This is a genomic window from Micromonospora sp. NBC_01655, assembly GCF_026339755.1.
Lineage (GTDB): Bacteria > Actinomycetota > Actinomycetes > Mycobacteriales > Micromonosporaceae > Micromonospora.
Map to the genome: position 1 here is coordinate 2,467,117 of NZ_JAPEQF010000001.1, position 25,211 is coordinate 2,492,327.

Here is a 25,211-nt window from a genome sequence, read left to right on the forward strand (position 1 = left end):
TCGGGCCGTCCCCGAACCCTCCCGGCAGCCCGTCCGGGACTGGTCGAGGGGGTGCCCCTCGCCGTCGCCGCCGACGGCGTGACAGGGTGATCGGGTGACCGACTCCGTACCCTCCGACCAGGCTGCCTCCGGCGCCGGCCCCGCCGGCCCGACCGATCCGGCCGGCTGGCTGACCCTGCCGGACGTCGCCGAGCGCCTCGACCTGTCGATCAGCAAGGTGCACCAGATGATCCGGGACCGGGAGCTGCTCGCGGTGCGCCGCGACGGCGTCCGCCGGATCCCCACCGACCTGGTGGCCAACCACACCGTGCTCAAGCACCTGCCCGGGGTGCTCACCCTGCTGACCGACGCCGGCTACGACGACGAGGCCGCGCTGCGCTGGCTCTACGAGCCCGACGACACCCTGTCCGGCGGTACCCCGGCCGCCACGCTCGGCGGCGACCACGCCCGCGAGGTCAAGCGCCGCGCCCAGGCCCTCGGCTTCTGACCCCTGACCCACCCCGCCCGCCCCCTGTTCCCACGGCACCGGGCGGGTCGGCCGTACCGGGCCTGTCCCGCCGTTCCGGGCCTTTCCCGCCGTTTTCGGGCGGGTCCGGAACGGCGGGCGGGCCCGGGTGGCCGGGACGGGGTCAGTCGGCGCGGCGGGTGGCGGCGATGGCGAGGTCGACCAGGGCCTGGCGGGCCTCCGTCTCCAGGTCGACGGTGGCCAGCGCGGCCAGCGCCGTGTCGGTCAGCGCGACGATCCGCTCCTCGGCGCGGGCCAGCGCCCCGGTCGAGGTGATCAGCTCGCGCAGCCGGGCCACCCCGTCCTCGTCCAGGCCCGGGTCGCCGAGCCGGCCGAGCAGCAGCTCCCGGCCGGCCGCGTCGGTGGCCTCCACGGCCGCCGCCACCAGGTACGTCCGCTTGCCCTCGCGCAGGTCGTCGCCGGCCGGCTTGCCGGTCTGCGACGGGTCGCCGAACACTCCCAGCACGTCGTCGCGCAACTGGAACGCCTCGCCCAGCGGCAGCCCGTACGCCGAGTAGGCCGCCCGGACGTCCGCCCCCGCGCCGGCCAGCGCGGCGCCCAGCAGCAGCGGGCGCTCGACCGTGTACTTCGCCGACTTGTACCGGGCGACCTTGCCCGCGCGTTCCACCGAGGTGTCCCCGGTGGCCTGGGTGAGCACGTCGAGGTACTGCCCGACGGTGACCTCGGTGCGCATCTCGTCGAAGACCGGGCGGGCCCGGGCCACGATCCGCGGGTCCAGCCCGGCGGAGTGCAGCAGCTCGTCGGACCAGACCAGGCACAGGTCGCCGAGCAGGATCGCCGCCGCGTCACCGAACCCGTCGGCGTCGCCACCCCAGCCGGCGCCCCGGTGCCGGGCGGCGAACCGCCGGTGCACCGCCGGCTCGCCGCGCCGGGTGTCCGAGCGGTCCATCAGGTCGTCGTGGATCAGCGCGCTGGCCTGCACGAACTCCAGCGCCGACAGCGCGGTCACGATCTGGTCCGAGTCGCCCCCGCCGGCACCCCGGAACCCCCAGTACGCGAAGGCCGGGCGCAGCCGCTTGCCGCCGCCCAGCACGAACGCCTCGATCGCCTCGGCCACCGGCACCAGGGCGTCGTCGACGCCCGCCATCCAGATTCGTTGGCCGGCCAGGAACTCGGTCAGGGCCTTGTCGACCCGCTGACGCAGGCCGGCGCGGTCGACGGGGGACACGGGAGCAGCGTGGGTCACGCCCCGACGCTAGCGGGTCGCCCGGGGCCGTGCCGCATCCGCGGCCCGTGGCGCGCCGTGGGCCGCCCCGACCACCGGGCGTCGTCGCGCCGGGTTCATTGCCTGGTCGCGGGCGGTGACCGCCGGCCCGCCCGGCGAGCGGGCCGGCCGGGTGACGGAGCCGGCCGGGTGGCGGGGCCGGGCGGGGCAGGTGGCGGCCCGCCGCGCCGGGGCGGGCGCCGGGCCGCCGTACCGCCGGCTCGGGGGCGGGCCGCCGTACCGCCGGCTCGGGGGCGGGCCGCCGTACCGCCGGCTCGGGGGCGGGCCGCCGTACCGCCGGCTCGGGGGCGGGCCGGGTCAGCCGGTGGCGTGCCCCGGCGAGCTGGCCGGCTGTGCCCGGCGGCCTCGGCCAGCAGCTCGACCGGCACGGCGAGGACCACGGCCAGCCATCCCAGCCAGAAGTCCCCCGGCACGCGGAGCTGCCGCTCCCAGCGGGACACCTCGTGCCGGCTCAGCGTGGGCACGCCCGAGGCGGCGCACAGCTCGGCGGCGAGGAACTGCTGACTCCGGCCCCGGGCCAGCCGGAGCCGGGCGAGCAGCGGCCCGAGCAGCTCGGGCCCGGGTGGCGTGGACGGCGTCATCGGTCCTCCGGGAGGGGTCGGCGCGGTGGCGGCGTCGACCTGCCCGGACGGGCGGGACCGGTGTTGCCGCCGGTCGGTGCTGACCCCCGCGCGGGCCCCCGGGAGCCGGCCCCGGCCGGCCCCGTCCGCGCTGCCCACCTGTCTACCCCGGGGGTACGACGGTCTGCCCGGCCGGTGGTCGTGGGCGTGGGCCCCACCTCGTACGGGTGCGGGTCGGTCCCGGCTGCTGTGGGTCGCGCCAGGTGGGAAGGTTCTGGGTCCGGCACCCGCCGGCCGCTAGAGTTCAGGCGTGGCGCTCGGTCTTCCCTCGGTCCTCCCCAATCCGCAGCCGGCGATCGGGGAGCTGATCCGCGACCGTCAGCCGACCTTCTCGTTCGAGTTCTTCCCGCCCAAGACCCCGCGCGGCGAGCAGCTGCTCTGGCAGGCGATCCGCGAACTGGAGTCGCTGCGCCCGTCGTTCGTCTCGATCACCTACGGGGCCGGCGGGTCGACCCGGGACACCACGGTCGCGGTGACCGAGCGGATCGCCACCGAGACCACCCTGCTGCCGATGGCGCACCTGACCGCGGTCAACCACTCCGTCGCCGAGCTGCGCAACGTCATCGGCCGGCTGGCCGGCGTCGGGGTGCGCAACGTGCTGGCCGTGCGGGGCGACCCGCCGGGCGACCCGGGCGGGGAGTGGGTCCGCCACCCCGAGGGCGTGCTCTACGCCGAGGACCTGGTCCGGCTGGTCCGCGACGCCGGCGACTTCAGCGTCGGGGTGGCCGCCTTCCCGTACAAGCACCCGCGCTCGGTCGACGTGGCCAGCGACACCGCGCACTTCGTCCGCAAGTGCCGGGCCGGCGCGGAGTTCGCGATCACCCAGATGTTCTTCGACGCCGACGACTACCTGCGGCTGCGCGACCGGGTGGCGGCGGCCGGCTGCGACACCCCCATCCTGGCCGGGGTGATGCCGGTCACTCAGCTCAGCACCATCGAGCGTTCGACACAGCTTTCCGGGGCGCCGTTCCCGCCGGCCCTGGCCGCGCGGTTCGCCGAGGTCGCCGACGACCCGGAGGCGGTCCGCCGGCTCGGCATCGAGCAGGCGGCCGAGATGTGCCGGCGGCTGCTGGACGAGGGCGTCCCCGGGATCCACTTCATCACCCTCAACCGGTCCACCGCGACCCGGGAGGTCTGGCAGCAGTTGCAGGTCGGCACGCGGGTGTGACCCCCGTGGCGCGACACCTGGGCGCCGATGGGACGGTTGATCCGTGGTGGGCACTCAGCTGAACTGGGACGAGTACGCGACGGCGTGGGCACGGTTGCACGGGGGCTTCGACCCCCGGGCGGCGGCCCCGGTGGTACGCGCCTGGCTGCGGTTCGCCTACCACGTCGGGTACGTGCTGGGCCGGCTGCGGGTCACCCCGACCGCGGTCACCGTGGCGGGCGTGCTGCTCTGCCTCTGCGTGCCGCTGTTCGCCGTCCGGCCGGTAAACGGGCCGGTCATCGGTGCGCTGTTCGTGCTGGCCGCCTCGGTGGCCGACAGCGTCGACGGTGCGGTGGCGGTCGTCACCAACCGCACCACCCGGCTCGGGTACGTCTACGACTCCGTGGCCGACCGGCTCGGCGAGGTCGCCTGGCTGGCCGCGTTCTGGCTGTTGGGCGCGCCGGGCGCGCTGGTCGCCGCCGCGGGCGGGCTGTCCTGGCTGCACGAGTACGTCCGGGCCCGGGCGGTCTCGGCTGGGATGCGGGAGATCGGCGCGGTCACCGTGGGGGAGCGGCCCGCCCGGGTCTGCGTGGCCCTGGTCGGGCTGCTGCTGGCCGGGCTGGCCGGGCTGGTCGACCCGGACCTGACCGCCGGCACCATCACCATGGCCACCGCCGTCTGGGTGCTGCTCGCCGGCTTCGGCCTGGGCCAGCTCCTCTCCACCGTCCGCCGCGCCCTCGTCAACGCCGACTGACCCCACCCCAACCCCCGCCGCGCCCCCGCCGCGCCGTGGCGCGGCGGGCAATTTCACGGAATGAGTGGCCTCCAGGCTCGTCGAGGCCACTCATTCCGTGAAATTGCGAAGATCTTGGGGGTGGGGTGGGGCTAAGCCCAGGCGGGGCCGATCTCGTCGGCGACGATCTGGGCGGAGAGGGTGACCATCGGCAGGCCGCCGCCCGGGTGGGTGGAGCCGCCGACCAGCCAGAGGCCGGCCGCCGGGCCCCGGTTGGCCGGGCGGAGCAGGCCGCCGGCCGTGCCGTAGATCGACCCGCCGGGCGCGCCGGTGGCGGCGCCCAGGTCGGCCGGGGTGCGGACCTCCCGGAACGCCAGCCGGTCCCGCACGTCCACGCCCCGCTCGGCGAGCACGTCGAGGACCCGGTCGGCGTACGCGTCGGCGAGCCCTGGCCGCTGCCAGTCCACCGCCCCGGTGGCGGTGCCGTGCCGGGCGGCGTTGACCAGCACGAACCACGCCTCGTGCCCGGCCGGGCGGACTGCCGGGTCGTCGGCGACGGTGACGAAGACCGTCGGGTCGGGCGCGGGGCGGGCCCGGATCCCGCGTCCCGGGTGGCCGAAGACGGCGTCGAACTCGGCGTCGTGGTCGCGGGGGAAGAACACGTTGTGGTGGGCCAGCCCGGTGTCGCCGGCCACCCCGAGCAGCAGCACGAAGCCGGCGAGGCTGCGGTCGGTGAGCCCGGCCAGCCGGCGCGGGCTGGGCAGCAGGTCCCGGTAGACGGTCAGCGCGTCCACGTTGGCCACCACCACGTCGGCGGGGACCGGCGCGGCGACGCCGGCCAGGCGTACCCCGTGCACCCGGCCGCCCGCGGCGTCGATCCGGGTGACCGCGGTGCCGGTCCGCACGACCACGCCCAGGTCCAGGCACCGGGTCAGCAGCGCGTCGGCGAGGGTGCCCAGGCCACCGCGCAGGTACCAGCCGCCGAACGTCAACTCGGCGTACGGGACGGCCACCAGCGCTGCCGGGGCCCGGCGCGGGTCCGCCCCGGTGTAGGTGGCGTACCGGTCCAGCAGCATCCGCAGCCGGGGGTCGGACAGGTGCCGGCGGCCCAGCCCGCGCAGGGTGCGGCCGGGACCGATCGCGGCGAGGTCGCCCAGCCGCCAGGCCAGCGCGGCGAGGTCCAGCGGGGAGTCCACGGCCCGGCGCAGGATGTCCCGGTGCGAGGCGTCCCAGACCCGGGCGGCGCGGTGCCACAGCCGCTGCCAGTCGGCGGCGGCCCGGTCGCCGAACGCCGCGCCGACGCGGGCGGCGAACCCGGCCGGGTCGGCGCACGAGTCGAGCGTGGCCCCGTCGGGGAAGACGTGCCGGACGATCGGGTCCAGCGGCGTCAGGTCGAGGTACTCGTCGAGCTTCGCCCCGGTCGCCTCGAACAGGTCGTGGAAGACCTCCGGCAGGGTGAGCAGGCTCGGGCCGGTGTCGAAGTGGAACGCCCCGGCGGGGCTGTCGTGGACGTACCGGCCCAGCTTGCCGCCGACGGTGTCGGCCCGCTCGAAGACGGTCACCTCGTGCCCGGTGGCGGCCAGCCGGGCGGCGGCGGCCAGCCCGCCCACCCCGGCGCCGACGACCACGATCCGCGCCATGACGTGCCCTCCTAGCTGACCGGACGACCACGCCAGGACAGGCGCCGCCGCTTCCGCAGATGGTACGACCGCAGGGTCAGCCAACCGAGGACCACGACCGACACGGGGTGGCCGAGCGCGTCGGGCCACCCCCGGCCGCCGGTCGCCCGGGCGCTGACCGCCCGCCCGGCCGCCCCGAGCAGGTAGCCGAGCGCCGCGAGGGCCGCGACCGCCGGAGCGCCCGCCGCGAGGGCGGCCAGCGCGATCAGCGGGGGAGCGGTGTACAGCAGGAGCAGCAGGGTCAGCACGGCCGCCGCCGCGCCCGGGTTGCCGAACGTGGCCCACAGCGACTTGGTGTAGCCGTCGCGCAGCTGCGGCCAGTCGTCGTACATCCGGCAGGCGGCCAGTCGGGAGCCGTCGGCCAGGGCGATCCGGCCGCCGGACCGCTTGACCGCCCGGGCCAGCTCGATGTCCTCCAGGATCCGCGCGCGCACCGCGGCGTGCCCGCCGGCCGCGTCGTACCCGGCCCGGTCCGCCACCAGGAACTGCCCGCCGGCCGCGGCCAACGACGGCCGCGGCGAGCGTTCCATCGCCCGCAGCGGCAGGAAGGTCAGCCACAGCCACTGCAACAGCGGCTGCACCAGCCGGTCGGCCACCGTCGCCACCACGATCCGGGGGTACGGCGACAGCAGCGCCACCCGCGCGGCGCGCAGCTCGGCCACCGCCGCCGCCACCGCGTACGGGGTGAGCACCACGTCGGCGTCGACGAAGGCCAGCACGGTGGCGGCCGGGTCGGCCCGGGTGGCGAGCTGGTGGCAGGCGTGCGGCTTGCCCAGCCAGCCCGGCGGCGGGGCGACCCCGGTGAGCAGGGCGACCCGGGGATCGGCGCCGGCCACCGCGCGGACCACGTCGGCGGTGCCGTCGGTCGAGCCGTCGTCGAGCACCACGATCCGCAGGTCGGGCACGCCCCGCTGGGCGAGCAGCGCCCGCAGGCACGGGGTGACCCGGGCGGCCTCGTCGCGCAGCGGCAGCAGCACCGCGACGACCTCGGCGACCCGCACCGGCCCGTCGGCCGGGCGGCGCAGCCACCGGGTGGCGTTGACCCAGGTGTGCGCGGTGAGCGCGGCCACGCCCACGACCAGCAGCAGGACGCCGGTCATGCGGTGGCGTCGGCCGGCCGGCGCGGGCGCCGCTCCCGGCGTTCCCGGACCAGCGCCAGGGCCAGGGGCCCCGCGGCCACCGCCATCCCGGCCGCGCCCCACACCGCCGAGGCAGGCAGGCCGAGGAAGACCGCGTGGGCCAGGATGCTGGACAGGTACGTCCACAGGTAGAGCGCGAACATCGGGTCGTCCCGGGAGTCCGCGTGGTCGATCACCGGCCCGGCCAACGGGCGCAGCACCGCCATCAGCAGCACCGCGAAGAGCAGCCAGCCGAGGTAGTTGCTGACCGGCACGCCGGGCAGGCCGGGCAGCGCCGGGGTGACGTCCCGCCACACCCAGTAGCCCTCGGCGACCATCTGCGGGTCGAGGAAGAGGTCCCAGGCGGCCAGCCCGACGGCTGCGAGGGCCACCCGGCCGACCCCGGGCGGGCAGAGCCGGGCCGCGGTCAGCCAGGCCGGCCAGGCCATCCACGTCCAGGCGAGCGGGATGATCAGCGGCACCCCGGCCAGCTTCGGGCCCAGCTCGCCGGAGTAGTCGTAGCTGCCGAACGGGAAGCCGGTGGCCACCCCCAGTGCCTCGATCGCGAAGCCGCCGCCGGTGGCCACGGCGACCAGCGCCGCCGCCGCCCGGGGTCCCCGGCTCAGCAGCGCGTGGCCGACCGAGAGCAGGTACCCGAGCACGACGGTGGCCACGGTCAGCCCGGCCCGGGCGGGGCCGGTGGTGAGCGGGTAGCAGATCTGGGCCAGGACCAGCACGCCCAGCCCGGCCGGGGGCAGCCGGCCGCCCAGCCCGGCCCGGGGCAGCCGGGGTCGGGTCACGGTGTGTCCGGGCCCGGGGCGGAGGCCGCCCGGTCCGGCGGGGACTGCGGGGTGAGCGGGAGGTCCCGGCCGAGGATGCCGAACGGGCGTTCGTCGCCGGGGAACTGGAAGTGGCGCAGCACGTCGACGAAACCGAACCGGCGGTACAGCCGCCAGGCCCGGGAACGCCGCTCGTCGGCCTCCGGCGTGGACAGCAGGGTGGTGCTGCCCGAGGCCATGGTGAGCAGGGCGGTGAGCTGCCGGGCGCCCAGGCCGTGCCCCTGCGCGGGCGGCCGGACGTGCAGCTCGACCACCTCGAAGCAGTCGGCGAGCCAGCGTCGCCGGGCGGCGCCGTCCAGCGCCCGGTGCACCTGGTCGTGCCACCACTGGCCGGGGGCGCCGAGGTAGCCGTACCCGAAGCCGGCCAGGTGGCCCTCGGAGGTGAGGCTGGCGACGGCGCGGAAGCCGGGGCGGCGCACGTGGGTGGCGATGTAGCCGCGCCGGGCCTCCAACAGGTCGGCCCGGTAGTTCATCGCCTCGCCGTAGACGGCCACCACGTCGTCCAGCCGCCGGACCAGGTCGTCCGGCGTCCAGCGCACCAACCTCATGCCCGCCCATCCTTCGCCGTCTCCGGGTCGCCGTCGGCGACCCAACCCAGCACCGACCGGTCGCCGACCACGTCGCGCACCTCGAACCGCGCGAAGAGCTCCTCCGCGTACCACCCCTCGGTGGGGGTGCGCGTGATCGCGGCGCGGTGCTCGGGGTGACGGTACGCGAACGCGACGAGGTCCGCCGCGTCGCGCCACACGCTGACCGTGCCCTGCCAACCCAGCGGGGCCTCGCCGACGCCGAACCGGGCCAGCAGGCCGGGCGCGGCGTGCAGGGCGGCAGCCACCGGCGGAACCGCCCGCCAGAAGGTGACCGCCCGGCGGGGCCTCAGCCGGGCCCGGGTCAGCGCCAGCACCGGGCCGGTGACCCGGCTGCCGGACGGCTCGCCGAACGGGCGCCGGCCGGACCACTCGCCCCGGCTGGTCAACGGGCGCAGGTCCACCCGCGCCGAGGAGCGGGCGACGCGGGACCAGGAGCGGCCCACCGGCGAATCGTCGAAGCCGGCCGCGGCGGCCGGGGAGTCCCAGACGGCCAGCGCCGCCCAGCGGGTCAGGTCGGCGTCGCCGGGGCCGAAGCCGGTGCCCGTCCCGGTGCCGAGCAGCTTGCCGAACCGCACCCCGCCGGTGCGGCGCAGCCGCGCCGGGTGCGTCGCCATCCGGGCCAGCGCGCCGGGCAGCGCCGCCCGACCGATCCGCCAGACGTGCAGGGTGACCAGCTCGGGTACGCCGGTCACGCCACCTCGGTCGGGGTGCCGGCGGTGATCCGGACCAGCTCCGCGTACGTGGTGGGGAAGACGGCCTGGGGCACCCCGCCGGCCGCCCAGACCTCGTCGTACCGCTCCAGGGCGGTGTCGACCAGGGTGCGCAGCGGCGCGGGGTGGCCGAGCGGGGCGACCCCGCCGATCACCTGGCCGGTGTGCTGCCGGACGAACTCGGGGGTGGCCCGGCGCAGGTGGGTGATCCCGAGGGACGCGGCCAGACCGGCCGTGTCCACCCGGTGCGCGCCGGAGGTGAGCACCAGCAGCGGCGCGTCGTCGGCGGCGAAGACCAGCGAGTTGGCGATCGCGCCGACGCCCACGCCGAGCGCCTCGGCCGCCGCGGCGGCGGTGTGCACGGCCTCGGGCAGCAGGCGGACCTCGCTGGGCCGACCCGCGCCGTCCCGCGTATCCGCGGCGTCGAGGGCCTCCTGCACGGCCCGTACGTTCGGGTGTGACTGCATGGGGTCATTCTCCCCGGCCCGTTCCCGCCCGGTTCCCAGGGGCAGCCCGGGTCTCGTCCGGCCCGCTCGTTGCCACCAGTCCGCCACCCAGAAGTACGAGTACGGCGTCTTGTCTTTTCAGGTGCGCCTCGCGGTGACAGGTCCACCCTCGATCTGGTCGGACCCCCTGGACGGCCGGGCGCCGTCCCGACGGCCGGGGTCGGCGAGACGGAACCTGCGGGGCGGGGCGGCGGGCGCGGGCGGCACGGTCGCCCGGGGCGTGGCCACCCGGGCCGTCTCGGCCAGCGCCACCCCGAGCAGCACCAGCGCCCCGCCGCCGAGCTGGGCGGCGTTGAGCGTCTCGCCGTCGCCGATGACCACCCAGGCGACCGCCGCGGCGAGCACCGGCTCCACCATGCCGACGATCCCGACGCTGGTCGCCGGCAGGTGCCGCATCGCGCCCGCCACCAGCAGGTACGGCACGATCGAGCCGAGCACCACCACGTATCCGCAGAGCAGGGCGACCGGGACGCCCGCGGCGCTGCCGGTCAGCGGCTCCCAGCCGCCGGTGCCGGCGGTGGCCGCCTGGGTGAGCAGCCCGGCCACGGCGGACGCGCCGAACGCCCAGGTGCACAGCGACAGGGTGTCCCGCCCCTGCACGCCGCGCGCGCCGAGCACGTAGTAGCCGGCCAGGAAGACCGCCGCGCCGAGGCCGGCGAGCATGCCGAGCCCGTCCAGCTTCAGCTCGCCCCACACCTCGGCCACGCAGCCCAGCCCGGCGAGGCTCAACGCCAGGCCGGCCCAGAGCCGGGGGCGGACCCGGTGCCGCTGGCCGAACCGGGCCCAGAGGGCGACCAGCAGCGGGGCGGAGTACTCGAACAGCAGGCCGAGGCCGACCGGCAGCCGGGAGATGGCGACGAAGTAGAGCATCGGCACCAGGAAGAAGCCGGTCAGGCCGTACGCGACCAGCAGCGGGATCTGCCGGGGGGCGGCCCGGAGCCGGCGCGCGCCCGGGCGCAGCAGCAGGCTCAGCAGGAGCAGACCGGCGACGGCGCCGAGCGCGCGCAGCAGGGTGAGCTGCTGGGCGTTCAGGCCGGCCCGGAGCACCAGCTTGGAGACCGTGCCGTTGACGGCGAACAGGGCTCCCGAGCCGAGCACCATGGCGACACCGAGGGCGGGGCGGGGAGTCGTCACGAGCAGAGGCTAGCGCTGCGGTCGTCAGGGACGTAGGGGGCAGGCACTCGTTACCCGTCCGGGCCCCGCGCGGGCGGCGGCCGGTCGGGTCTCGTCCGGTGCGCCGCGCCGGTCCGGCGTGCGGGGTCGTCGGTCCGCCGCGCCGTCCGCCACACGTTGCATTTTCGTCGGGGGCGAGGTGTACTGTCAGCAGCAGTTAGAACGAGTGTTCGATTGCCTCGAACGTTCGTTCCAACAGCCCGGGCGGTGTTTCGCGGCGCCGGTCCCCGGGCGGTGCGGCTCCGCGGGCCGCACCTGGGTCCCGGGCAGTCGCGAGTCCGGGCCCGTCAGGCAGGAGCGTCGCCCGCCGCCCACGACCCCCGGGCGGCGGGCGACGAACCCGCCGGTACGCCGGCCGGGTGTGGTGTGGGGAAGCGTCCACACCCGGCCGGCCCCACCGGTGCGTCTTCCTCCGCACCACTCGACGGCCTGCGCGCCGGCGGCCCCGGTCGCCGCGCCCGGCCCGGCCACGTGGAGGAGACAGCCCATGCCGACCAACCCGGCCCAGCCACCGACGGTGCCGGCACACGTGCTGCCGCACCGCACCCCGGCCCAGCTTCTCGCGGTGGCCCGCCACGGGCTGGCCGAGGCCGCCCGGACCGGCCCCGACGGGCTGCGCTACGCGGCCGCCCACCTGGCCGCGCTCCGCGCCGCCGCGGCCCTGCTCGCCGCCCGGGCCCGTCCCGCGCCGGCCCGGCGCAACCGGATCACCAGCGTCTGGGTCCTGCTCTCCACCGTCGCCCCCGAGCTGGACGAGTGGGCGGCGTTCTTCGCCGCCGGCGCCAGCAAGCGCGCCGCCGCCGAGGCCGGCATTCCCCGGGTGGTCAGCGCCCGGCAGGCCGACGACCTGCTCCGGGCGGCCGAGCAGTTCGTGGCGGTGGTGGAGGCCACTCTCGGGCTGGCCCACCAGCCTGCGCTCGACGGCCTGGCCGCCTGAGCGAGCCGCCCTGGCGGGCGCTGGTTCCCGGCGGGGCTGCCCCCGCCCAGCCCGCCCCGCCCCCGCGTCGGCGCCGCCCCGCCGGTGTGTGACGACGCCCCGGTCCTGCGGCGGCACTCCCGCCCGCTCGGGCTCACCCAGGTCGGGCGGGTCCGGCGGCACCCGGTCCGGCGGCACCCGGTCCGGTGCCGGGCCCGGCGTGGCCCGGCGCACCACGACTTCAGCACGATCCGGCACGCACGATTCCGGCACGACGAGCACGACGGGGGGTAGGTCCGATGGCGGGCCGCATGGTGGTCGGTTCCGCCGCACTCGCGGGCCTGGTGCGTCCGGCGAGCGCGCCGGACCCGGCCGGGGGGCAGCGAGTGCTCCCGGTGCCCCCCGAGCTGACCGGCCTGCTGCCCAACCGGGGGCTGCGCCGGGGCAGCACGATCGCGGTAGCCACCGGCCAGCCCCGGCGCAGCGGCGGCACGTCGCTGGTGCTGGCGCTGCTCGCCGAGGCGTCCCGGGCCGGCTCGTGGTGCGCCGTGGTGGGGGTGCCCACCTTCGGCGCGGGCGCGGCGGCCGAGGCCGGGCTCGCCCTGGACCGGCTCGCCCTGGTGCCGCAGCCGGGGCCGGAGTGGCCCACCGTCGTCGCCGCGCTGATCGACGGGGTGGACGTGGTGGTGGCCGCCGTGCCGGCCGCCCTCTCCGCCTCGGTCGCCAACCGGCTGGCCGCCCGGGCCCGGCAGCGGGGCAGCGTGCTCGTCCCATACGGCCGCTGGGACGGCGCGGACGTCACGTTGCAGGTGGTCCGGGGCGTCTGGGAGGGGCTGGGACAGGGCCGGGGCCGGCTGCGCCGGCGCGAGGTGACCGTCTCCGCCCGGGGGCGGGGCGCTGCCGCCCGGCCCAAGGAGATCAAGGTCTGGCTCCCCGGCGACGGGCTCACCCGGGTCATCCCCCGCCCGGCCGCCGTCCCGGCGGCCTCCGTCACCGGCCGGTCGACCGCCGGCCGGCTCCGCCCGGTGCCCCCGGCGTTCCTGCCCGCCTCCGACGTCCGGCCCGGCCGTGGCGGGCCCGTTCCGGACGTCCCGCCCGACCGTGGCGGGCTTGCCGCGGTCGGTCCCGGGTGACCGGGGTGCCGACGCGCACGCTGCTGCTCTGGTGCCCGGACTGGCCGGTGCTCGCCGCCGAGATCGTCGAGGGGGTACCGGCCGTCGGGCCGGTCGCCGTGCTGCACGCCAACCGGGTGGTCGCCTGCTCCGAGCGGGCCCGCGCCGAGGGCGTCCGTCGGGGGCTGCGCAAGCGGGAGGCGCAGGGACGCTGCCCGCAGCTGACCGTCGTCGACCACGACCCGGGCCGGGACGCCCGGGCGTTCGAGCCGGTGGTCGCCGCGGTCGAGGAGGTCGCCGCCGGGGTCGAGGTGGTCCGTCCGGGCGCCTGCGCGCTGGCCGCGCGGGGTCCGAGCCGCTATCTCGGTGGCGAGCAGGCAGCCGCCGAGCGGATCATCGAGCAGGTCGCCCAGACCTGCGCGGTGGAGAGCCAGGTGGGGATCGCTGACGGGGTGTTCGCCGCCGGCCTCGCCGCCCGCGCCGGGCAGGTGGTGCCCGCCGGCGGCACGCCCGGGTTCCTGGCGGGCCTGCCGGTGGAGGCGCTCGGCCGGCCGGCGCTGGCCGACCTGCTGCGCCGGCTCGGCGTCCGTACCCTCGGGGACTTCGCCGCGCTGCCGGCGGGGGACGTGCTGGCCCGGTTCGGGTTCGACGGCGCGCTGGCCCACCGGCTCGCCGCCGGCCGGGACCACCGGCCGTTGGCCGTCCGTCAGCCCCCGGCCGACCTGGCGGTCACCGCCGACCACGACGAGCCGATCGACCGGGTGGACGCGGCGGCCTTCGCCGCCCGCGCGTTGGCCGAGCGGTTGCACGACCGGCTGGCCGCGCACGGCCTGGCCTGCACCCGGCTCGGCATCGAGGCGGTCACCGCGGACGGCCAGGAGCTGCACCGGGTCTGGCGGCACGACGGCCTGCTCACCGCCGCGGCCATCGCCGACCGGGTGCGCTGGCAGTTGGACGGTTGGCTCTCCGGCAGCACCGGCCGGTCCGGCGCCCGCCCGGCCCGGCCGACGGCCGGGATCATCCGGTTGCGGCTGGTGCCCGACGGGGTGCTCGCCCAGGTCGGCCTGCAACCCGGGCTGTGGGGGGAGACGGGCGAGGAGCGGGAACGGGCGCACCGGGCGCTGAGCCGGGTGCAGGGCATCCTCGGCCCCGAGGCGGTGGTCACCGCGGTGCTCGGCGGCGGGCGGTCCCCGGCCGACCAGGTGCGGCTGGTGCCCTGGGGCGACGAGCGGCTGCCCGCCCGCCCGGGCGGGCCCACCCGGCCGGCCCAGGACGCCCTTCCGGCGCCGGTGAACCCGGCGGGGTCCGGGACGCCCCCGTGGCCGGGCCGCCTTCCGCCGCCCGCGCCGGCCGTGGTGCTCCCCGCGCCGCTGGCCGCGACGGTGTACGACGCCGCCGGTGAGCCGGTCGGGGTCAGCGCCCGGCTCCAGGTGAGCGCCGCCCCCGCCCGGCTGGTCGTCGGCACGGCCCGCCCGGTGGACATCGTCGGCTGGGCCGGCCCGTGGCCGGTGGACGAGCGCTGGTGGGCGCCGGCCGAGGCCCGCCGCCGCGCCCGGTTCCAGGTCTGCCTGGCCGACGGCGCCGCCCTTCTCCTCGCGGTCGAGGCCGGCCAGTGGCTGGTGGAGGCCATCTATGACTGACCGACGGGCCGTCTTCCCCACGGAGCTGGGAAGAACTCGGCCCCTCCGGGGCCCGGAACCTCTCCGGATCTCTGCCGAACCGGGGGCGCGGTGAGTTTCCACAATCCGCGGATGCCGTGGGCGGAGTTGGAGCGGGTGCTCTCCGGGCGAGCCGGCGGCGGTGCGTCGGGCGACGGTGGGTCGGGTGGCGGTGGGTCGGGCGACGGTGCGTCGGGTGGCGGTGCGTCGGGTGGCGGCGCGTCGGGTGGCGGTGCCTCCCGGAGCAGCGGGGTCGGGAGCGGCGCGCCCCGGGGCGGTGGGGCCAGGGCTGGGGCCGGCGGGCGAGGGGCTGACGGGCGGCACCTGCACGTGGTGGATCCGCTCGCCGTCGACGCCGACGGGGGCGACGCGCCGGCCTGGAGCCGCCGGCGGGAGCCGTACCGGCCGCCGGAGCTGTCCCGCCCCGGCGGCGCGGTGCCCTACGCCGAGTTGCACGCGCACAGCAACTTCAGCTTCCTGGACGGGGCGAGCCACCCCGAGGAACTGGCGGCGGAGGCGGCCCGGCTCGGGCTCACCGCGCTCGCCGTCACCGACCACGACGGCTTCTACGGCGTGGTCCGCTTCGCCGAGTCGGCCCGTACGCTGGGGCTGCCCACGGTGATCGGCGCGGAGCTGTCGCTGGGCCTGCCGGGCCCGCAGAACGGCGAGCCCGACCCGCGTGGCGCCCACCTGCTCGCCCTGGCCCACGGCCCCGAGGGGTACGCCCGGCTGGCCCGCACCATCGCCCGCGCCCAGCTACGCGGCGGGGAGAAGGGCCGCCCGGACTACGGCGAGCTGGAGGAGGTCGCCGCCGAGCTGCGCGACCACGTGCTGGTGCTCACCGGCTGCCGCAAGGGGCACGTGCCGGCGGCGCTGCTCACCGAGGGCGTCGACGCGGCGGCCCGGGAGCTGGACCGGCTGACCGCGCTGTTCGGCGCGGACACGGTGGCGGTGGAGCTGACCGACCACGGCCACCCGGTCGACGCCGACCGCAACGACGCCCTCGCCGAGCTGGCCGCCGCGGCGGGGCTGCCCACGGTGGCCACGAACAACGTGCACTACGCCACGCCGGGGCGGCGCCGGCTGGCCACCACCCTGGCCGCGGTGCGGGCCCGGCGCAGCCTGGACGAGATCGACGGCTGGCTGCCCGCCGCGTCCACCGCGCACCTGCGCAGCGGGGCGGAGATGACGGCCCGGTTCGCCGCGTACCCGGGCGCGGTGGCCCGGGCCGCCGAGTTCGGCGCGGAGCTGGCGTTCGACCTCCAGCTCGTCGCGCCGCGACTGCCGGCGTACCCGGTGCCGCCGGGGCACACCGAGATGACCTGGCTGCGTCAGCTCACCATGGACGGCGCCCGGGAGCGGTACGGGCCCTGCGCAGCGCACCCGGAGGCGTACCGGCAGCTCGACCACGAGCTGCGGATGATCGAGGAACTGGGCTTCCCCGGCTACTTCCTGGTGGTGTACGACATCGTCGCGTTCTGCCGCGAGCAGGACATCTACTGCCAGGGCCGGGGGTCGGCGGCGAACTCGGCGGTCTGCTACGCGCTGCGGATCACCAACGTGGACGCCGTCCGGCACCGGCTGCTCTTCGAGCGCTTCCTCGCCCCGGAGCGCGACGGCCCGCCCGACATCGACGTGGACATCGAGTCCGACCGCCGGGAGGAGGTGATCCAGCACGTCTACGCCCGGTACGGCCGGGAGCACACCGCCCAGGTCGCCAACGTCATCTCGTACCGGCCCCGGTCGGCGGTGCGGGACGTGGCGAAGGCGTTCGGCTTCTCGCCCGGCCAGCAGGACGCCTGGAGCAAGCAGATCGACCGCTGGGGCTCGGTCGCCTCGGTCGACGTCGAGGGCATCCCCGAGCAGGTCGTCGCGTACGCCGACGAGTTGCAGACGTTCCCCCGGCACCTGGGCATCCACTCCGGCGGGATGGTCATCTGCGACCGGCCGGTGATCGAGGTCTGCCCGGTGGAGTGGGGCCGGATGCCCGGCCGCAGCGTGCTCCAGTGGGACAAGGACGACTGCGCCGCCGTCGGCCTGGTCAAGTTCGACCTGCTCGGCCTCGGCATGCTCTCCGCCCTGCACTACGGCTACGACATGATCGGCGAGACCCTCGACCTGGGCGACATGACGCTGGACGACCCCGAGGTGTACGCCATGCTCTGCCGGGCCGACTCGGTCGGGGTGTTCCAGGTGGAGAGCCGCGCCCAGATGGCCACCCTGCCCCGGCTCAAGCCCCGCGAGTTCTACGACCTGGTGGTGGAGGTGGCGCTGATCCGTCCCGGCCCGATCCAGGGCGGCTCGGTGCACCCGTACATCCGGCGCAAGAACGGCCAGGAGCCGGTGACGTTCGCCCATCCGCTGATGCGCAACGCGCTGGAGAAGACCCTCGGCGTGCCGCTGTTCCAGGAGCAGCTCATGCAGCTCGCCATCGACCTGGCCGGCTTCGACGCGGCCGGGGCCGACCAGCTCCGCCGGGCGATGGGGGCCAAGCGCTCGGTGGAGCGGATGGCGCAGATCGCCGACCGGCTCTACGCCGGGATGGCCGGGCGGGGCATCGTCGGGGAACTGGCCGACGACGTCTACCGCAAGCTCACCGCGTTCGCCAGCTACGGCTTCCCGGAGAGCCACGCGATGAGCTTCGCCTACCTGGTGTACGCCAGCTCCTGGCTCAAGCGCTACCACCCGGGCCCGTTCCTGGCCGCCCTGCTCAACGCCCAGCCGATGGGCTTCTACTCGCCGCAGACCCTGGTCGACGACGCCCGCCGGCACGGGGTGGAGGTGCGCCGGCCGGACGTCAACGCCAGCGGCGCGAAGGCGGTGCTGGAGTCCACCCCGGCCACCCGGTGGGGCAGCGCCGCCGGGGAGCCCCCGCACGAGTGGGGCCTCGGCGGGCCGGCCGTCCGGCTGGGGCTGGGCGGCGTGCGTACCCTCGGCGACGGGGTGGCCGAGCGGATCGAGGCCGAGCGGACGGCGCACGGGCCGTACCGGGACATGCCGGACCTGGCCCGGCGGGTGGGTCTCACCGCCGCGCAGCTGGAGGCGCTGGCCACCGCGGACGCCTTCGCCTGCTTCGGGCTGACCCGGCGGCAGGCGCTCTGGGCCGCCGGGGCGGCGGCCCAGGACCGGCCGGGCCGGCTGCCGGGCACGGTGACCGGCACGACCGCCCCGACCCTGCCGGGGATGGAGGCGGTGGACCGCCTCGTTGCCGACGTCTGGGCGACCGGGCTGTCGCCGGAGAGCCATCCGGCCCGGTTCGTCCGCGACCGGCTCGACGCCCTCGGCGCGGTGCCGATCGCCCGGCTCGCCCGGGTGGAGCCGGGTCGGCGGATCCGGGTCGGCGGGATCGTCACCCACCGGCAGCGGCCGGCCACCGCCGGCGGGGTCACCTTCCTCAACCTGGAGGACGAGACCGGGATGCTCAACGTCACCTGCTCGCCGGGGCTGTGGCAGCGCTACCGGCGGGTGGCGCGGACCAGCGCCGCCCTGGTGGTGCGCGGCCGGTTGCAGCGGCACGAGGGGGTGATCAACCTCACCGCCGACCGGCTCGACCCGATCGAACCGCCGGTCGCCCCGGCCTCCCGCGACTTCCGGTGACCGACGTTACAGTGTGGCGGGCGATCGCGCGGGAGACTTGTGACCGCGCGCGGGCAGAGTGGCCCGGGTTCCACGAAGGGGTAAGACAAGTGGCGGGTAACGACACGTACACCGGTGCGGTGGCGAACGCCCGACGCACCCGGCTCGGTGCCGGTTGGGTCGCGGCGGACACCACCGAGGCTCGCGAATACTCGGTGACCGACGGCCCGGTGGCCAACGCCCGCCGGTCCCGTGCCGAGGAGGACCCGGCCGGCGGCGGCGAGTCCTGACCCCACCCCGGCCCGGAGCCCGCCCGGCCCCACCGGTCGCCGTTCTCCGGCCACCGGACACGCCGGGCGACTGGACCAGGTGACTAGGCTCGACCGCGTGGAGCAGACCCGTGGCCGGCTCACCGGCCCGCCGTTGACCCCCCGTACCGCCGTCATCTGGTCCGTGCTCCGGGCCGAGCTGGACCGCCGCGCCGGTGACCGGCTCACCGTCCTCGACGTCGGCGGCGGCACCGGCGGGTTCGCCGTGCCGCTGGCCCAGGCCGGGCACCGGGTCACCGTGGTCGACGCCAGTCCCGACGCGCTCGCCGCGCTGACCCGCCGGGCCGCCGAGGCCGGCGTCGCCGACCGGGTCCGCGCGCTCCAGGGCGACGGCGACGCGCTCGCCGGGCTGGTCGAGCCGGCCAGCGTCGACCTGGTGCTCTGCCACGCCGTGCTGGAGGTGGTCGATGACCCCGCGCCGGTGGTGGCCGCGCTGGTCGCCGCGCTGCGCCCGGGCGGCGCGGCCAGCGTCCTGGTCGCCGGCCAGGCCGCCGCGGTGCTGGGCCGGGCGATGAACGGCCACCTCGACCTGGCCGCCACCGTGGCCGCCGACCCGGCCGGCGCCGCCGGTCCCCGGGACACCCTGCGCCGGCGCTACGACGCCGACCGCGCCGTGGCGCTGCTCACCGCCGGCGGCCTGACGGTCGAGGAGATCCACGGGGTACGCGTCCTGGCCGACCTGCTCCCTGCCGCCGTCGCGGACGGCCAGCCGGCCGCCCTGGTCGAGTTGGAGCGGGCCCTGGCCGCCCGACCGCCGTACCGGGACCTCGCCGCCCAACTGCACCTGTTCGCCCGCCGGCCGGCATGACCGGGCCCGTCCCGTCCCCGCCCGGCGATCCGCTCCGCCCGGCTCCGCCCGGCGGGCCGGTGTCCCCGGTCGCGCCGGCCCGCCCGGCACCGGGGCCGGCGTTCCCGGTCGCGCCGCTGGAGCCGGTCGCGCCCCGGTACGGCGGCGGGAGCCTGGCCGACGTGCTGCCCAGCGCGCTGGCGATGCTCGGCGTGCCGGGGGCCGCGGACCTGCTCGGGCTGGCCCCCCGGCTGGCCGGGGTGCGGCGGGTCGCCGTGCTGTTGGTCGACGGGCTCGGCTGGTACCAGATCCCCACCGCCGCCCCGTACGCCCCGACCCTGGCCGGGCTGGCCGCGACCGTCGGCCGCCCGCTCACCTCCGGCTTCCCGTCGACCACCCCGACCAGCCTGGTGACCCTGGGCACCGGCGTGGCGCCCGGCGCGCACGGGGTGCTCGGCTTCAAGGTCCGGGTGCCCGGCACCGACCGGGTGCTCAGCCACATCGAGTGGACCGGCGACCCCGAGCCGCTGCGCTGGCAGCCCGTCGCCACCCAGCTTGAGCGGGCCCGCGCCGCCGGGGTGGCGGTGACCGTGGTGAGCCGCCCCGAGTACGCCGGCAGCGGCCTCACCCTGGCCGCCAACCGGGGCGGCGACTACCGGGGCGCCGCGGACGCCGACGCGCTCGCCGCCGCGATGCTCACCGCGCTGGCCGCCGGGACCGGGCCGACCCTGGTCTCCGGCTACCACCCCGACCTGGACCGGCACGGCCATCTCAGCGGGGTCGACTCCGCGCCGTGGCGGGTCGCCGCCGCCGTCGTGGACGCGTTGCTCGCCCGGCTGGTCGACGGCCTGCCGCCGGACGCCGCGCTGCTGGTCACCGCCGACCACGGCCAGCTCGACGTGCCGGCGGCGGACCGGGTCGACTTCGACGCCGACCTCGGGCTGCGGGCCGGGGTGCGGGTGCTGGCCGGCGAGCCCCGGGTCCGCTACCTGCACGTCGAGCCCGGCGCGGCCGACGACGTGGTGGCGGCCTGGTCGGCGGTGCTCGGCGACGCGGCCCGGGTGCTGCACCGGGACGAGGCGGTGGCCACCGGCTGGTTCGGCCCGGTGCCGGAGGAGCACCTGCGCCGGGTCGGCGACGTGGTGGTGGTCTGCCGGGGCACGTCAGCGGTGGTGGCCACCCGCTCGGAGAAGCCGATCGAGTCGCGCCTGGTGGCGTACCACGGGGCGGACACGGCCGCCGAGATGACCATCCCGCTGCTGGTGGTCCGCGGCTGAGGCGTCGTGCGACCTCCGAGGTGTCGTACCCGGGGGCTAGCCTGCGGGGATGGGCCGCAGTCAGTCGTTGCCGCGTGGGGGCGATCCGCGCTTCGGGCCCGACGGCGACGACTCCGGCTGCCCGATCCTGCACGTCGACATGGACGCCTTCTTCGCCTCGGTCGAGGTGCGTCGCCGCCCCGAGCTGCGCGGCCGGCCCGTCGTGGTCGGCGGGGTCGGGCCGCGCGGCGTGGTCAGCTCCGCCAGCTACGAGGCCCGACGGTACGGCGTCCGCAGCGCCATGCCCACCATGCGGGCCCGGGCGCTCTGCCCGCACGCGGTCTACCTGCCGCCCGACTTCGCGCAGTACACGGCGGCCTCCCGGGCCGTCATGCAGGTCTTCCGGGACGTCACCCCGCTGGTCGAGCCGCTCTCGCTCGACGAGGCGTTCCTCGACGTGGCCGGTGCCCGCCGGCTCTTCGGCTCACCGGCCGAGATCGCCCGGCGCATCCGTGCCCGGGTCGAGCGGGAGCAGGAGCTGACCTGCTCGGTGGGGGTCGCACCGACCAAGTTCGTGGCGAAGCTCGGCTCCACCCGGGCCAAGCCCGACGGGCTGCTGGTGGTGCCGGCCGGCCGGGTGCTCGACTTCCTGCATCCGCTGCCGGTCTCCGCGCTCTGGGGGGTGGGGGAGCGGTCCGCCGAGACGCTGCGGCGGCTGGGGCTGACCACCGTCGGCGACCTGGCCGAGGCGCCGTTCGGCATGCTCCGCAAGGCGGTCGGGGAGGCCGCCGCCGCCCACCTGCACGAGCTGGCCTGCGGGCGCGACCCGCGCCGGGTCACCCCGGAGCACGCGGAGAAGTCGATCGGCGCCGAGGTGACCTTCGACGCCGACGTCGGCGACCCGCTGGAGATCCGCCGGTCGCTGCTCGCCCTCGCCGAGAAGGTCGGCATCCGGCTGCGCCGGGCCGGTCAGGTCGGGCGGACGGTGTCGATCAAGGTGCGGATGGCCGACTTCCGCACGGTCAACCGCTCGCGCACCCTCGGCGTCCCCACCGACACCGCCCGGGAGATCTTCGACACGGCGTGGGCGCTCTACACCGTTCTCGACCCTGGCGATCGGATCCGCCTCGTCGGGGTGCGGGTGGAGGGGCTCGCCCCGGCGGGGGAGACCCCGCAGCAGCTCACCCTCGGCGCTCCCGAGCGTGGCTGGCGGGAGGCGGAGGCGGCGGCCGACGCCGCCGCTGCCCGTTTCGGGCGGTCCGTCATAGGTCCGGCGAGTCTGCTCGGGCGTCGCGATCGGGGGCGAAATGAAAATCCACCCCGCCCATAGGTCGTCCCGCTTTCCGACGCGCGACCCCCCTCGTAGACTTGGCGGTAAGCAGCCGGTTGGCTGTCACGGTCTGTCGGCCCGCCCGGGCCGACCCACGTGACCGGGGAGGAGTGCCGTGCCGCTCTCGGAGCACGAGCAGCGGCTGTTCGAGCAGATCGAGCGGTCGCTTGCCGAGGACCCCAAATTCGCCTCGGCCGTGCGTGCCAGCGATCCGCGCTTCCATGCGCGGCGTCGTCTGCTCGTCGCTGCCGGCGCGATCATCGTTGGCCTGGCTTTGCTGGTCTACGGTGCGGTGATCAAGACTCCGCCGCTCGCGGTGGCGGGTTTCGTCGTCATGCTGGGTTCGGCGGCGTACGCGGTGCAGTCGCACCGTCGGGCGCAGTCCCCCGACCTGCACGTGGTCGGCGGGACGACCAGTCGGCGTCGTCCGCGTGGGCGGTCGGGCCGGCGGTCGTCGTTCCTGGACCGGATGGAGGACCGGTGGCGGCAGCGCCCGGAGGGGCACCGCTGACCCGGCCCCTCCACTGATCCCCGGTCCCGCCGTCCCGGCGGGGCCGCGCCGATTCCGGCCCGTCCGACGACGGGCCGGCGTTTCGTGCCCGCGCCGTGCCCGACCGGCGCCCGCTCAAGCGGCTGAACCCGGGCGGTCAGAGCAACACCCCCCGGACGTTGAATGCCCGGGGGGTGTTCGTCAGTCGACGGAGCGTCAGCGCCTGAGCCCGTCGACGAACGAGGTCCAGGCGGTCGGGCTGAACGACAGCACCGGCCCCTGCCGGTCCTTGCTGTCGCGCACCATGACGGCCTGGGGCGGCGTGGCAACCTCCACGCAGTCTCCGCCCGCGTTGCTGCGGGTGGACTTCTTCCACGTCAGCGTGGTCATGTCAGCTCCTCTGCGATGGATGCGATTAGTTTGCGAGACTGCGCCTCGCTCAGGGCCTTCTTCTCGATGGCGGACCACAGGTCTCCGTATGCGGCGACCTCGGCGGGTTTTTCGAGGTAGAGAGCGCCGGTGAGGCCGTCGGAGTAGATGATCGACGGCTCGCTGCTGCCGTCGAAGTCGAGGATCGTGAACGCACCGTTGGCCAAGCCGGCACGGTGTAGACCGACGCCGAAGGGCAGCACCCGCACGGACACGTTGGGCTGACGACTGACGCCGATGATGTGGCCGAGTTGTTGGGTGTCCACGCCGCGTCGCACAACCGCTTCGTCGAGCATGATGTCGACCTGGGGGGCCGGCGGCATGGTCCGGGTCAGCAGGGCCTGCCGGCCGAGTCGCACCGCCACACCTCGATCGATCTCCTCGGTGGTCATGTCCGGGCGTCCAACTCTATAGACCTGGGTCGCGTAGGACTTCGTCTGAAGCAGGCCAGGGATCAGCAGCGGCTCGTACTTGCGGAGACGGGTCGCGCTGGCTTCCAGGCCCACGTAAAGCTCGAACCACTCGGGGATGGCATCGCCGTACGAGTGCCACCAGCCGCGACCCTTCGTCTCCTTGGCGAGGCCCATCAGCGCCTCGGTGATTTCTGGTGACGCTCGGTAGATCCTGCACATGGCCTCCACGTCCAGCGACCGCATCGACGTCGCGCCGGTCTCGATCCGCCATATCTTCGGAGTCGACCACTCCAGTGCGTCGGCTGCTGCCTTGATCGTCATGCGCGCTTCCTCGCGGAGCTGGCGCAGATAGCGCCCGAGCTGGCGCCTCGGGACTGTCGAGCCCGTGCTTGTCGTCACTGACCACTCCTATCTCCGTGACTACATACCGGGCGAAAGCTGCGCTCGATATGTAACACCTACCGACCACGCTTAGCAATGGAATTTAACATGACAGATCTTCACACTTCATTTCATCCAGGATGTAATATTGCACTACTGACCTCCGTCGGTGAAGCATGGCGCTGGGTGTGGTGGTCGGATGACCGAGAGTGGCCCGGCCGCCACGCCCCCGACGAGGAGGGGCGGGATGGGCAGACACGTCTCGTACAGCGAGTTCATCGCCGCCGTGGCCCTGACCCTGGCGCGGCGGCACAGTCCGGCGTGGAACCACATCCTCAAGCGGGTGACCTGCCGATGTGGCCGGGACCTGCCCTGCCAGGTGCGGCACCGCATCCCGATCAACCGGGGGCACTGGCCGGGTGAGGAGGCGTGACCGTGCACGGATCAGCCACGGACGAGCTGCCGATAGGCCGCCGGGTCGCGTACTGGCGGGGCCGGCGGGGCATGTCGCAGCAGCAGTTCGCCGACGCTGTCGGGAAGTCGAAGAGCTGGGTCGACAAGGTGGAGCGGGGTGTCCGCGCGCTGGACAAGCTGTCCAGCTTGCAGGCCATCGCCGATGGGCTCCGGGTCGACCTGCGGCTGCTGCTCGGCAAGGACGCCGGGCGGGAGGCGGGCTCGGACGGGCTGCCGGACAGGGCCAGTATCGACGCGCTCCGGGGTGTCCTGGCCCGGTGGGGGCCGGTCCAGCTCGGGCGCGGTCAGTCGACGCCCACCCTCAGCGACCTCGGGAAGGCCGTCGACCATGCCGGGCTGGCCTGCCAGCACGCCAGGTACGCCGACCTGGTCCGGTCGCTGCCGAAGCTGCTGCTCGACGCCCAGCAGGTCCGGGCGGCCAACCCCGGCGCGCCGGAGGCCGCGCAGCGCCTGGCCGAGGCGTACCGGATCGCGTCGGCCGTGATGCGCAAGGCCGGGATCAACGACCTGGCCTGGATGGCGGCGGACCGGGCGCTAACCGCCAGCCAGGACGCCGACGATCCGTTCCTGACAGGTGCCTGCGCCGCCCAGTTCGGGTACACGCTGCTCGCCCAGGGGCAGGCCCGGCACGCGGTGGAGATCGGCATCGCGGTGGCCCACCAGATCGCCCCGCCGAGTCCGCTCGATGCCCCGCCCGACCAACTGTCGGTCTACGGCACGCTGCTCATCGTGGCCGCGCTGGGCGCTGCCGCCCTCGGCCACGCCGACAGCGTTGCCGAACTGGTAGGCCAGGCCGGCGAGGCGGCGGAGATCGTCGGCGACGGGCAGGACCACTACCGGACCGCCTTCGGTCCGGTCACCGTCGAACTGGCCCGCATGGCGACGGCGGCCGAACTCGGTACGGGCGCCGTTGACCCTGCCGCGCATCAGCGGCTCATCGAAGGCACCGCCTTCCGGCGGCTACCGCCGGAGCGCCGGGCGGCCTACCTGCTCGACGCCGCGAACGGGTTCATGCAGACGGGCGACCTGACCACCGCCGGCCAGGCACTGGTGAGCGCCGACCGGGTGGCGCCGGCGGAGGTCCGCAACCGGCCGCTGGGCCACGAACTGCTGGCGACCCTGCTGCGCCGGTCGCCGGCGGCGAGCCTCGACGTCCTGCGCCTGGCCGACGAGATCGGAGTGGTGGTCTGATCG

Annotated in this window: 25 protein-coding genes; 14 read left to right on the top strand and 11 right to left on the bottom strand. The window is 76.3% G+C overall.

Features of this window, described 5'->3' with window-relative positions; translation table 11 throughout:
• Nucleotides 1-94 precede the first annotated feature (94 nt).
• Nucleotides 95-487, top strand: a complete 393-nt coding sequence (locus OOK41_RS11735) for an Rv2175c family DNA-binding protein (protein WP_266264564.1) — start codon at nucleotides 95-97, stop codon at nucleotides 485-487.
• A gap of 142 nt (nucleotides 488-629) precedes the next feature.
• Here the strand turns inward: OOK41_RS11735 and OOK41_RS11740 are convergent, their stop codons facing one another.
• Together OOK41_RS11740 and OOK41_RS11745 are read right to left on the bottom strand one after the other, a co-directional pair.
• Nucleotides 630-1,712, bottom strand: coding sequence for a polyprenyl synthetase family protein (locus OOK41_RS11740; RefSeq protein ID WP_117668908.1), 1,083 nt, complete (start codon nucleotides 1,710-1,712; stop codon nucleotides 630-632).
• Nucleotides 1,713-1,807: 95 nt separating this feature from the next.
• Nucleotides 1,808-2,332: a helix-turn-helix domain-containing protein gene (locus tag OOK41_RS11745; protein ID WP_266264567.1), complete on the bottom strand. Its 525-nt coding sequence runs from the start codon at nucleotides 2,330-2,332 to the stop codon at nucleotides 1,808-1,810.
• Nucleotides 2,333-2,621: 289 nt separating this feature from the next.
• On the opposite strand from OOK41_RS11745, the gene metF reads away from it, so the two are divergent.
• Together metF and OOK41_RS11755 are read left to right on the top strand one after the other, a co-directional pair.
• The gene (metF, locus tag OOK41_RS11750; RefSeq protein WP_266264569.1) at nucleotides 2,622-3,539 is read left to right on the top strand and encodes a methylenetetrahydrofolate reductase [NAD(P)H]; all 918 of its coding nucleotides are present in this window, start codon (nucleotides 2,622-2,624) and stop codon (nucleotides 3,537-3,539) included.
• 43 nt (nucleotides 3,540-3,582) lie between these two features.
• A complete protein-coding gene (locus tag OOK41_RS11755; protein WP_117668906.1) occupies nucleotides 3,583-4,272 on the top strand; it encodes a CDP-alcohol phosphatidyltransferase family protein in 690 nt (229 codons plus the stop codon).
• A gap of 131 nt (nucleotides 4,273-4,403) precedes the next feature.
• On the opposite strand, the gene OOK41_RS11760 is transcribed toward OOK41_RS11755, so the two are convergent.
• The 7 genes from OOK41_RS11760 to OOK41_RS11790 form a co-directional block, all read right to left on the bottom strand.
• Nucleotides 4,404-5,891, bottom strand: coding sequence for an NAD(P)/FAD-dependent oxidoreductase (locus tag OOK41_RS11760; protein WP_266264571.1), 1,488 nt, complete (start codon nucleotides 5,889-5,891; stop codon nucleotides 4,404-4,406).
• Nucleotides 5,892-5,902: 11 nt separating this feature from the next.
• On the bottom strand, nucleotides 5,903-7,030 hold the full coding sequence (locus tag OOK41_RS11765; RefSeq protein WP_266264573.1) for a glycosyltransferase family 2 protein: 1,128 nt from the start codon (nucleotides 7,028-7,030) through the stop codon (nucleotides 5,903-5,905).
• Entirely contained in the window at nucleotides 7,027-7,818 is a 792-nt protein-coding gene (locus OOK41_RS11770; protein WP_117668990.1) for a carotenoid biosynthesis protein, read from the bottom strand. The genes OOK41_RS11765 and OOK41_RS11770 overlap by 4 nt, the downstream gene beginning before the upstream one ends.
• 26 nt (nucleotides 7,819-7,844) lie before the next feature.
• Nucleotides 7,845-8,435: a GNAT family N-acetyltransferase gene (locus OOK41_RS11775; protein WP_266264575.1), complete on the bottom strand. Its 591-nt coding sequence runs from the start codon at nucleotides 8,433-8,435 to the stop codon at nucleotides 7,845-7,847.
• Nucleotides 8,432-9,169 (bottom strand): monooxygenase, encoded by a 738-nt coding sequence (locus tag OOK41_RS11780; protein WP_266264577.1) that lies wholly within the window; start codon nucleotides 9,167-9,169, stop codon nucleotides 8,432-8,434. Before OOK41_RS11780 ends, OOK41_RS11775 begins: the two co-directional genes overlap by 4 nt.
• A complete protein-coding gene (locus OOK41_RS11785) occupies nucleotides 9,166-9,654 on the bottom strand; it encodes a YbaK/EbsC family protein (RefSeq protein WP_117668901.1) in 489 nt (162 codons plus the stop codon). Before OOK41_RS11785 ends, OOK41_RS11780 begins: the two co-directional genes overlap by 4 nt.
• 117 nt (nucleotides 9,655-9,771) lie before the next feature.
• Nucleotides 9,772-10,827, bottom strand: a complete 1,056-nt coding sequence (locus OOK41_RS11790; protein WP_266264581.1) for a DMT family transporter — start codon at nucleotides 10,825-10,827, stop codon at nucleotides 9,772-9,774.
• Between the two features lie 526 nt (nucleotides 10,828-11,353).
• On the opposite strand from OOK41_RS11790, the gene OOK41_RS11795 reads away from it, so the two are divergent.
• From OOK41_RS11795 to OOK41_RS11835, 9 genes are all read left to right on the top strand, one after another.
• Nucleotides 11,354-11,803, top strand: a complete 450-nt coding sequence (locus OOK41_RS11795; RefSeq protein ID WP_266264583.1) for an SAV_6107 family HEPN domain-containing protein — start codon at nucleotides 11,354-11,356, stop codon at nucleotides 11,801-11,803.
• Nucleotides 11,804-12,081: 278 nt separating this feature from the next.
• Nucleotides 12,082-12,915 carry a hypothetical protein gene (locus OOK41_RS11800; protein WP_266264585.1) on the top strand — a complete coding sequence of 278 codons (834 nt, stop codon included), beginning with the start codon at nucleotides 12,082-12,084 and terminating at the stop codon, nucleotides 12,913-12,915.
• Nucleotides 12,912-14,534: a DNA polymerase Y family protein gene (locus tag OOK41_RS11805; RefSeq protein ID WP_266264586.1), complete on the top strand. Its 1,623-nt coding sequence runs from the start codon at nucleotides 12,912-12,914 to the stop codon at nucleotides 14,532-14,534. The genes OOK41_RS11800 and OOK41_RS11805 overlap by 4 nt, the downstream gene beginning before the upstream one ends.
• A 342-nt stretch (nucleotides 14,535-14,876) precedes the next feature.
• Nucleotides 14,877-18,149: an error-prone DNA polymerase gene (locus OOK41_RS11810; protein ID WP_323136258.1), complete on the top strand. Its 3,273-nt coding sequence runs from the start codon at nucleotides 14,877-14,879 to the stop codon at nucleotides 18,147-18,149.
• Nucleotides 18,150-18,238: 89 nt separating this feature from the next.
• A complete protein-coding gene (locus tag OOK41_RS11815; protein WP_117668896.1) occupies nucleotides 18,239-18,418 on the top strand; it encodes a hypothetical protein in 180 nt (59 codons plus the stop codon).
• 79 nt (nucleotides 18,419-18,497) lie between these two features.
• Nucleotides 18,498-19,265 (top strand): methyltransferase domain-containing protein, encoded by a 768-nt coding sequence (locus OOK41_RS11820; RefSeq protein WP_266264591.1) that lies wholly within the window; start codon nucleotides 18,498-18,500, stop codon nucleotides 19,263-19,265.
• Nucleotides 19,262-20,521 (top strand): alkaline phosphatase family protein, encoded by a 1,260-nt coding sequence (locus OOK41_RS11825; RefSeq protein ID WP_266264593.1) that lies wholly within the window; start codon nucleotides 19,262-19,264, stop codon nucleotides 20,519-20,521. Before OOK41_RS11820 ends, OOK41_RS11825 begins: the two co-directional genes overlap by 4 nt.
• Nucleotides 20,522-20,570: 49 nt before the next feature.
• On the top strand, nucleotides 20,571-21,830 hold the full coding sequence (locus OOK41_RS11830) for a DNA polymerase IV (protein WP_117668893.1): 1,260 nt from the start codon (nucleotides 20,571-20,573) through the stop codon (nucleotides 21,828-21,830).
• 115 nt (nucleotides 21,831-21,945) lie between these two features.
• On the top strand, nucleotides 21,946-22,341 hold the full coding sequence (locus OOK41_RS11835; protein ID WP_117668892.1) for a DUF3040 domain-containing protein: 396 nt from the start codon (nucleotides 21,946-21,948) through the stop codon (nucleotides 22,339-22,341).
• A gap of 195 nt (nucleotides 22,342-22,536) precedes the next feature.
• Here OOK41_RS11835 and OOK41_RS11840 read toward each other — a convergent pair whose 3' ends face one another.
• Nucleotides 22,537-22,710: a DUF397 domain-containing protein gene (locus OOK41_RS11840; protein WP_117668891.1), complete on the bottom strand. Its 174-nt coding sequence runs from the start codon at nucleotides 22,708-22,710 to the stop codon at nucleotides 22,537-22,539.
• A complete protein-coding gene (locus OOK41_RS11845) occupies nucleotides 22,707-23,561 on the bottom strand; it encodes a helix-turn-helix transcriptional regulator (RefSeq protein ID WP_266264596.1) in 855 nt (284 codons plus the stop codon). The genes OOK41_RS11840 and OOK41_RS11845 overlap by 4 nt, the downstream gene beginning before the upstream one ends.
• 229 nt (nucleotides 23,562-23,790) lie before the next feature.
• Between OOK41_RS11845 and OOK41_RS11850 the strand changes: the two genes are divergently transcribed.
• Together OOK41_RS11850 and OOK41_RS11855 are read left to right on the top strand one after the other, a co-directional pair.
• Nucleotides 23,791-23,976 carry a hypothetical protein gene (locus tag OOK41_RS11850; RefSeq protein ID WP_117668889.1) on the top strand — a complete coding sequence of 62 codons (186 nt, stop codon included), beginning with the start codon at nucleotides 23,791-23,793 and terminating at the stop codon, nucleotides 23,974-23,976.
• Between the two features lie 2 nt (nucleotides 23,977-23,978).
• Complete coding sequence (locus OOK41_RS11855; RefSeq protein ID WP_266264598.1) at nucleotides 23,979-25,208, top strand: helix-turn-helix domain-containing protein; 1,230 nt, start codon at nucleotides 23,979-23,981, stop codon at nucleotides 25,206-25,208.
• Nucleotides 25,209-25,211: the final 3 nt, after the last annotated feature.

Bases quoted from the DNA above. Each gene is read 5' to 3' on its own strand.
- OOK41_RS11745 (WP_266264567.1), bottom strand. From the start codon at position 2,332: ATGACGCCGTCCACGCCACCCGGGCCCGAGCTGCTCGGGCCGCTGCTC.
- OOK41_RS11775 (WP_266264575.1), bottom strand. From the start codon at position 8,435: ATGAGGTTGGTGCGCTGGACGCCGGACGACCTGGTCCGGCGGCTGGAC.
- OOK41_RS11825 (WP_266264593.1), top strand. From the start codon at position 19,262: ATGACCGGGCCCGTCCCGTCCCCGCCCGGCGATCCGCTCCGCCCGGCT.
- OOK41_RS11795 (WP_266264583.1), top strand. From the start codon at position 11,354: ATGCCGACCAACCCGGCCCAGCCACCGACGGTGCCGGCACACGTGCTG.
- OOK41_RS11830 (WP_117668893.1), top strand. From the start codon at position 20,571: ATGGGCCGCAGTCAGTCGTTGCCGCGTGGGGGCGATCCGCGCTTCGGG.
- OOK41_RS11760 (WP_266264571.1), bottom strand. From the start codon at position 5,891: ATGGCGCGGATCGTGGTCGTCGGCGCCGGGGTGGGCGGGCTGGCCGCC.
- OOK41_RS11850 (WP_117668889.1), top strand. From the start codon at position 23,791: ATGGGCAGACACGTCTCGTACAGCGAGTTCATCGCCGCCGTGGCCCTG.
- OOK41_RS11840 (WP_117668891.1), bottom strand. From the start codon at position 22,710: ATGACCACGCTGACGTGGAAGAAGTCCACCCGCAGCAACGCGGGCGGA.
- OOK41_RS11765 (WP_266264573.1), bottom strand. From the start codon at position 7,030: ATGACCGGCGTCCTGCTGCTGGTCGTGGGCGTGGCCGCGCTCACCGCG.
- OOK41_RS11785 (WP_117668901.1), bottom strand. From the start codon at position 9,654: ATGCAGTCACACCCGAACGTACGGGCCGTGCAGGAGGCCCTCGACGCC.
- OOK41_RS11800 (WP_266264585.1), top strand. From the start codon at position 12,082: ATGGCGGGCCGCATGGTGGTCGGTTCCGCCGCACTCGCGGGCCTGGTG.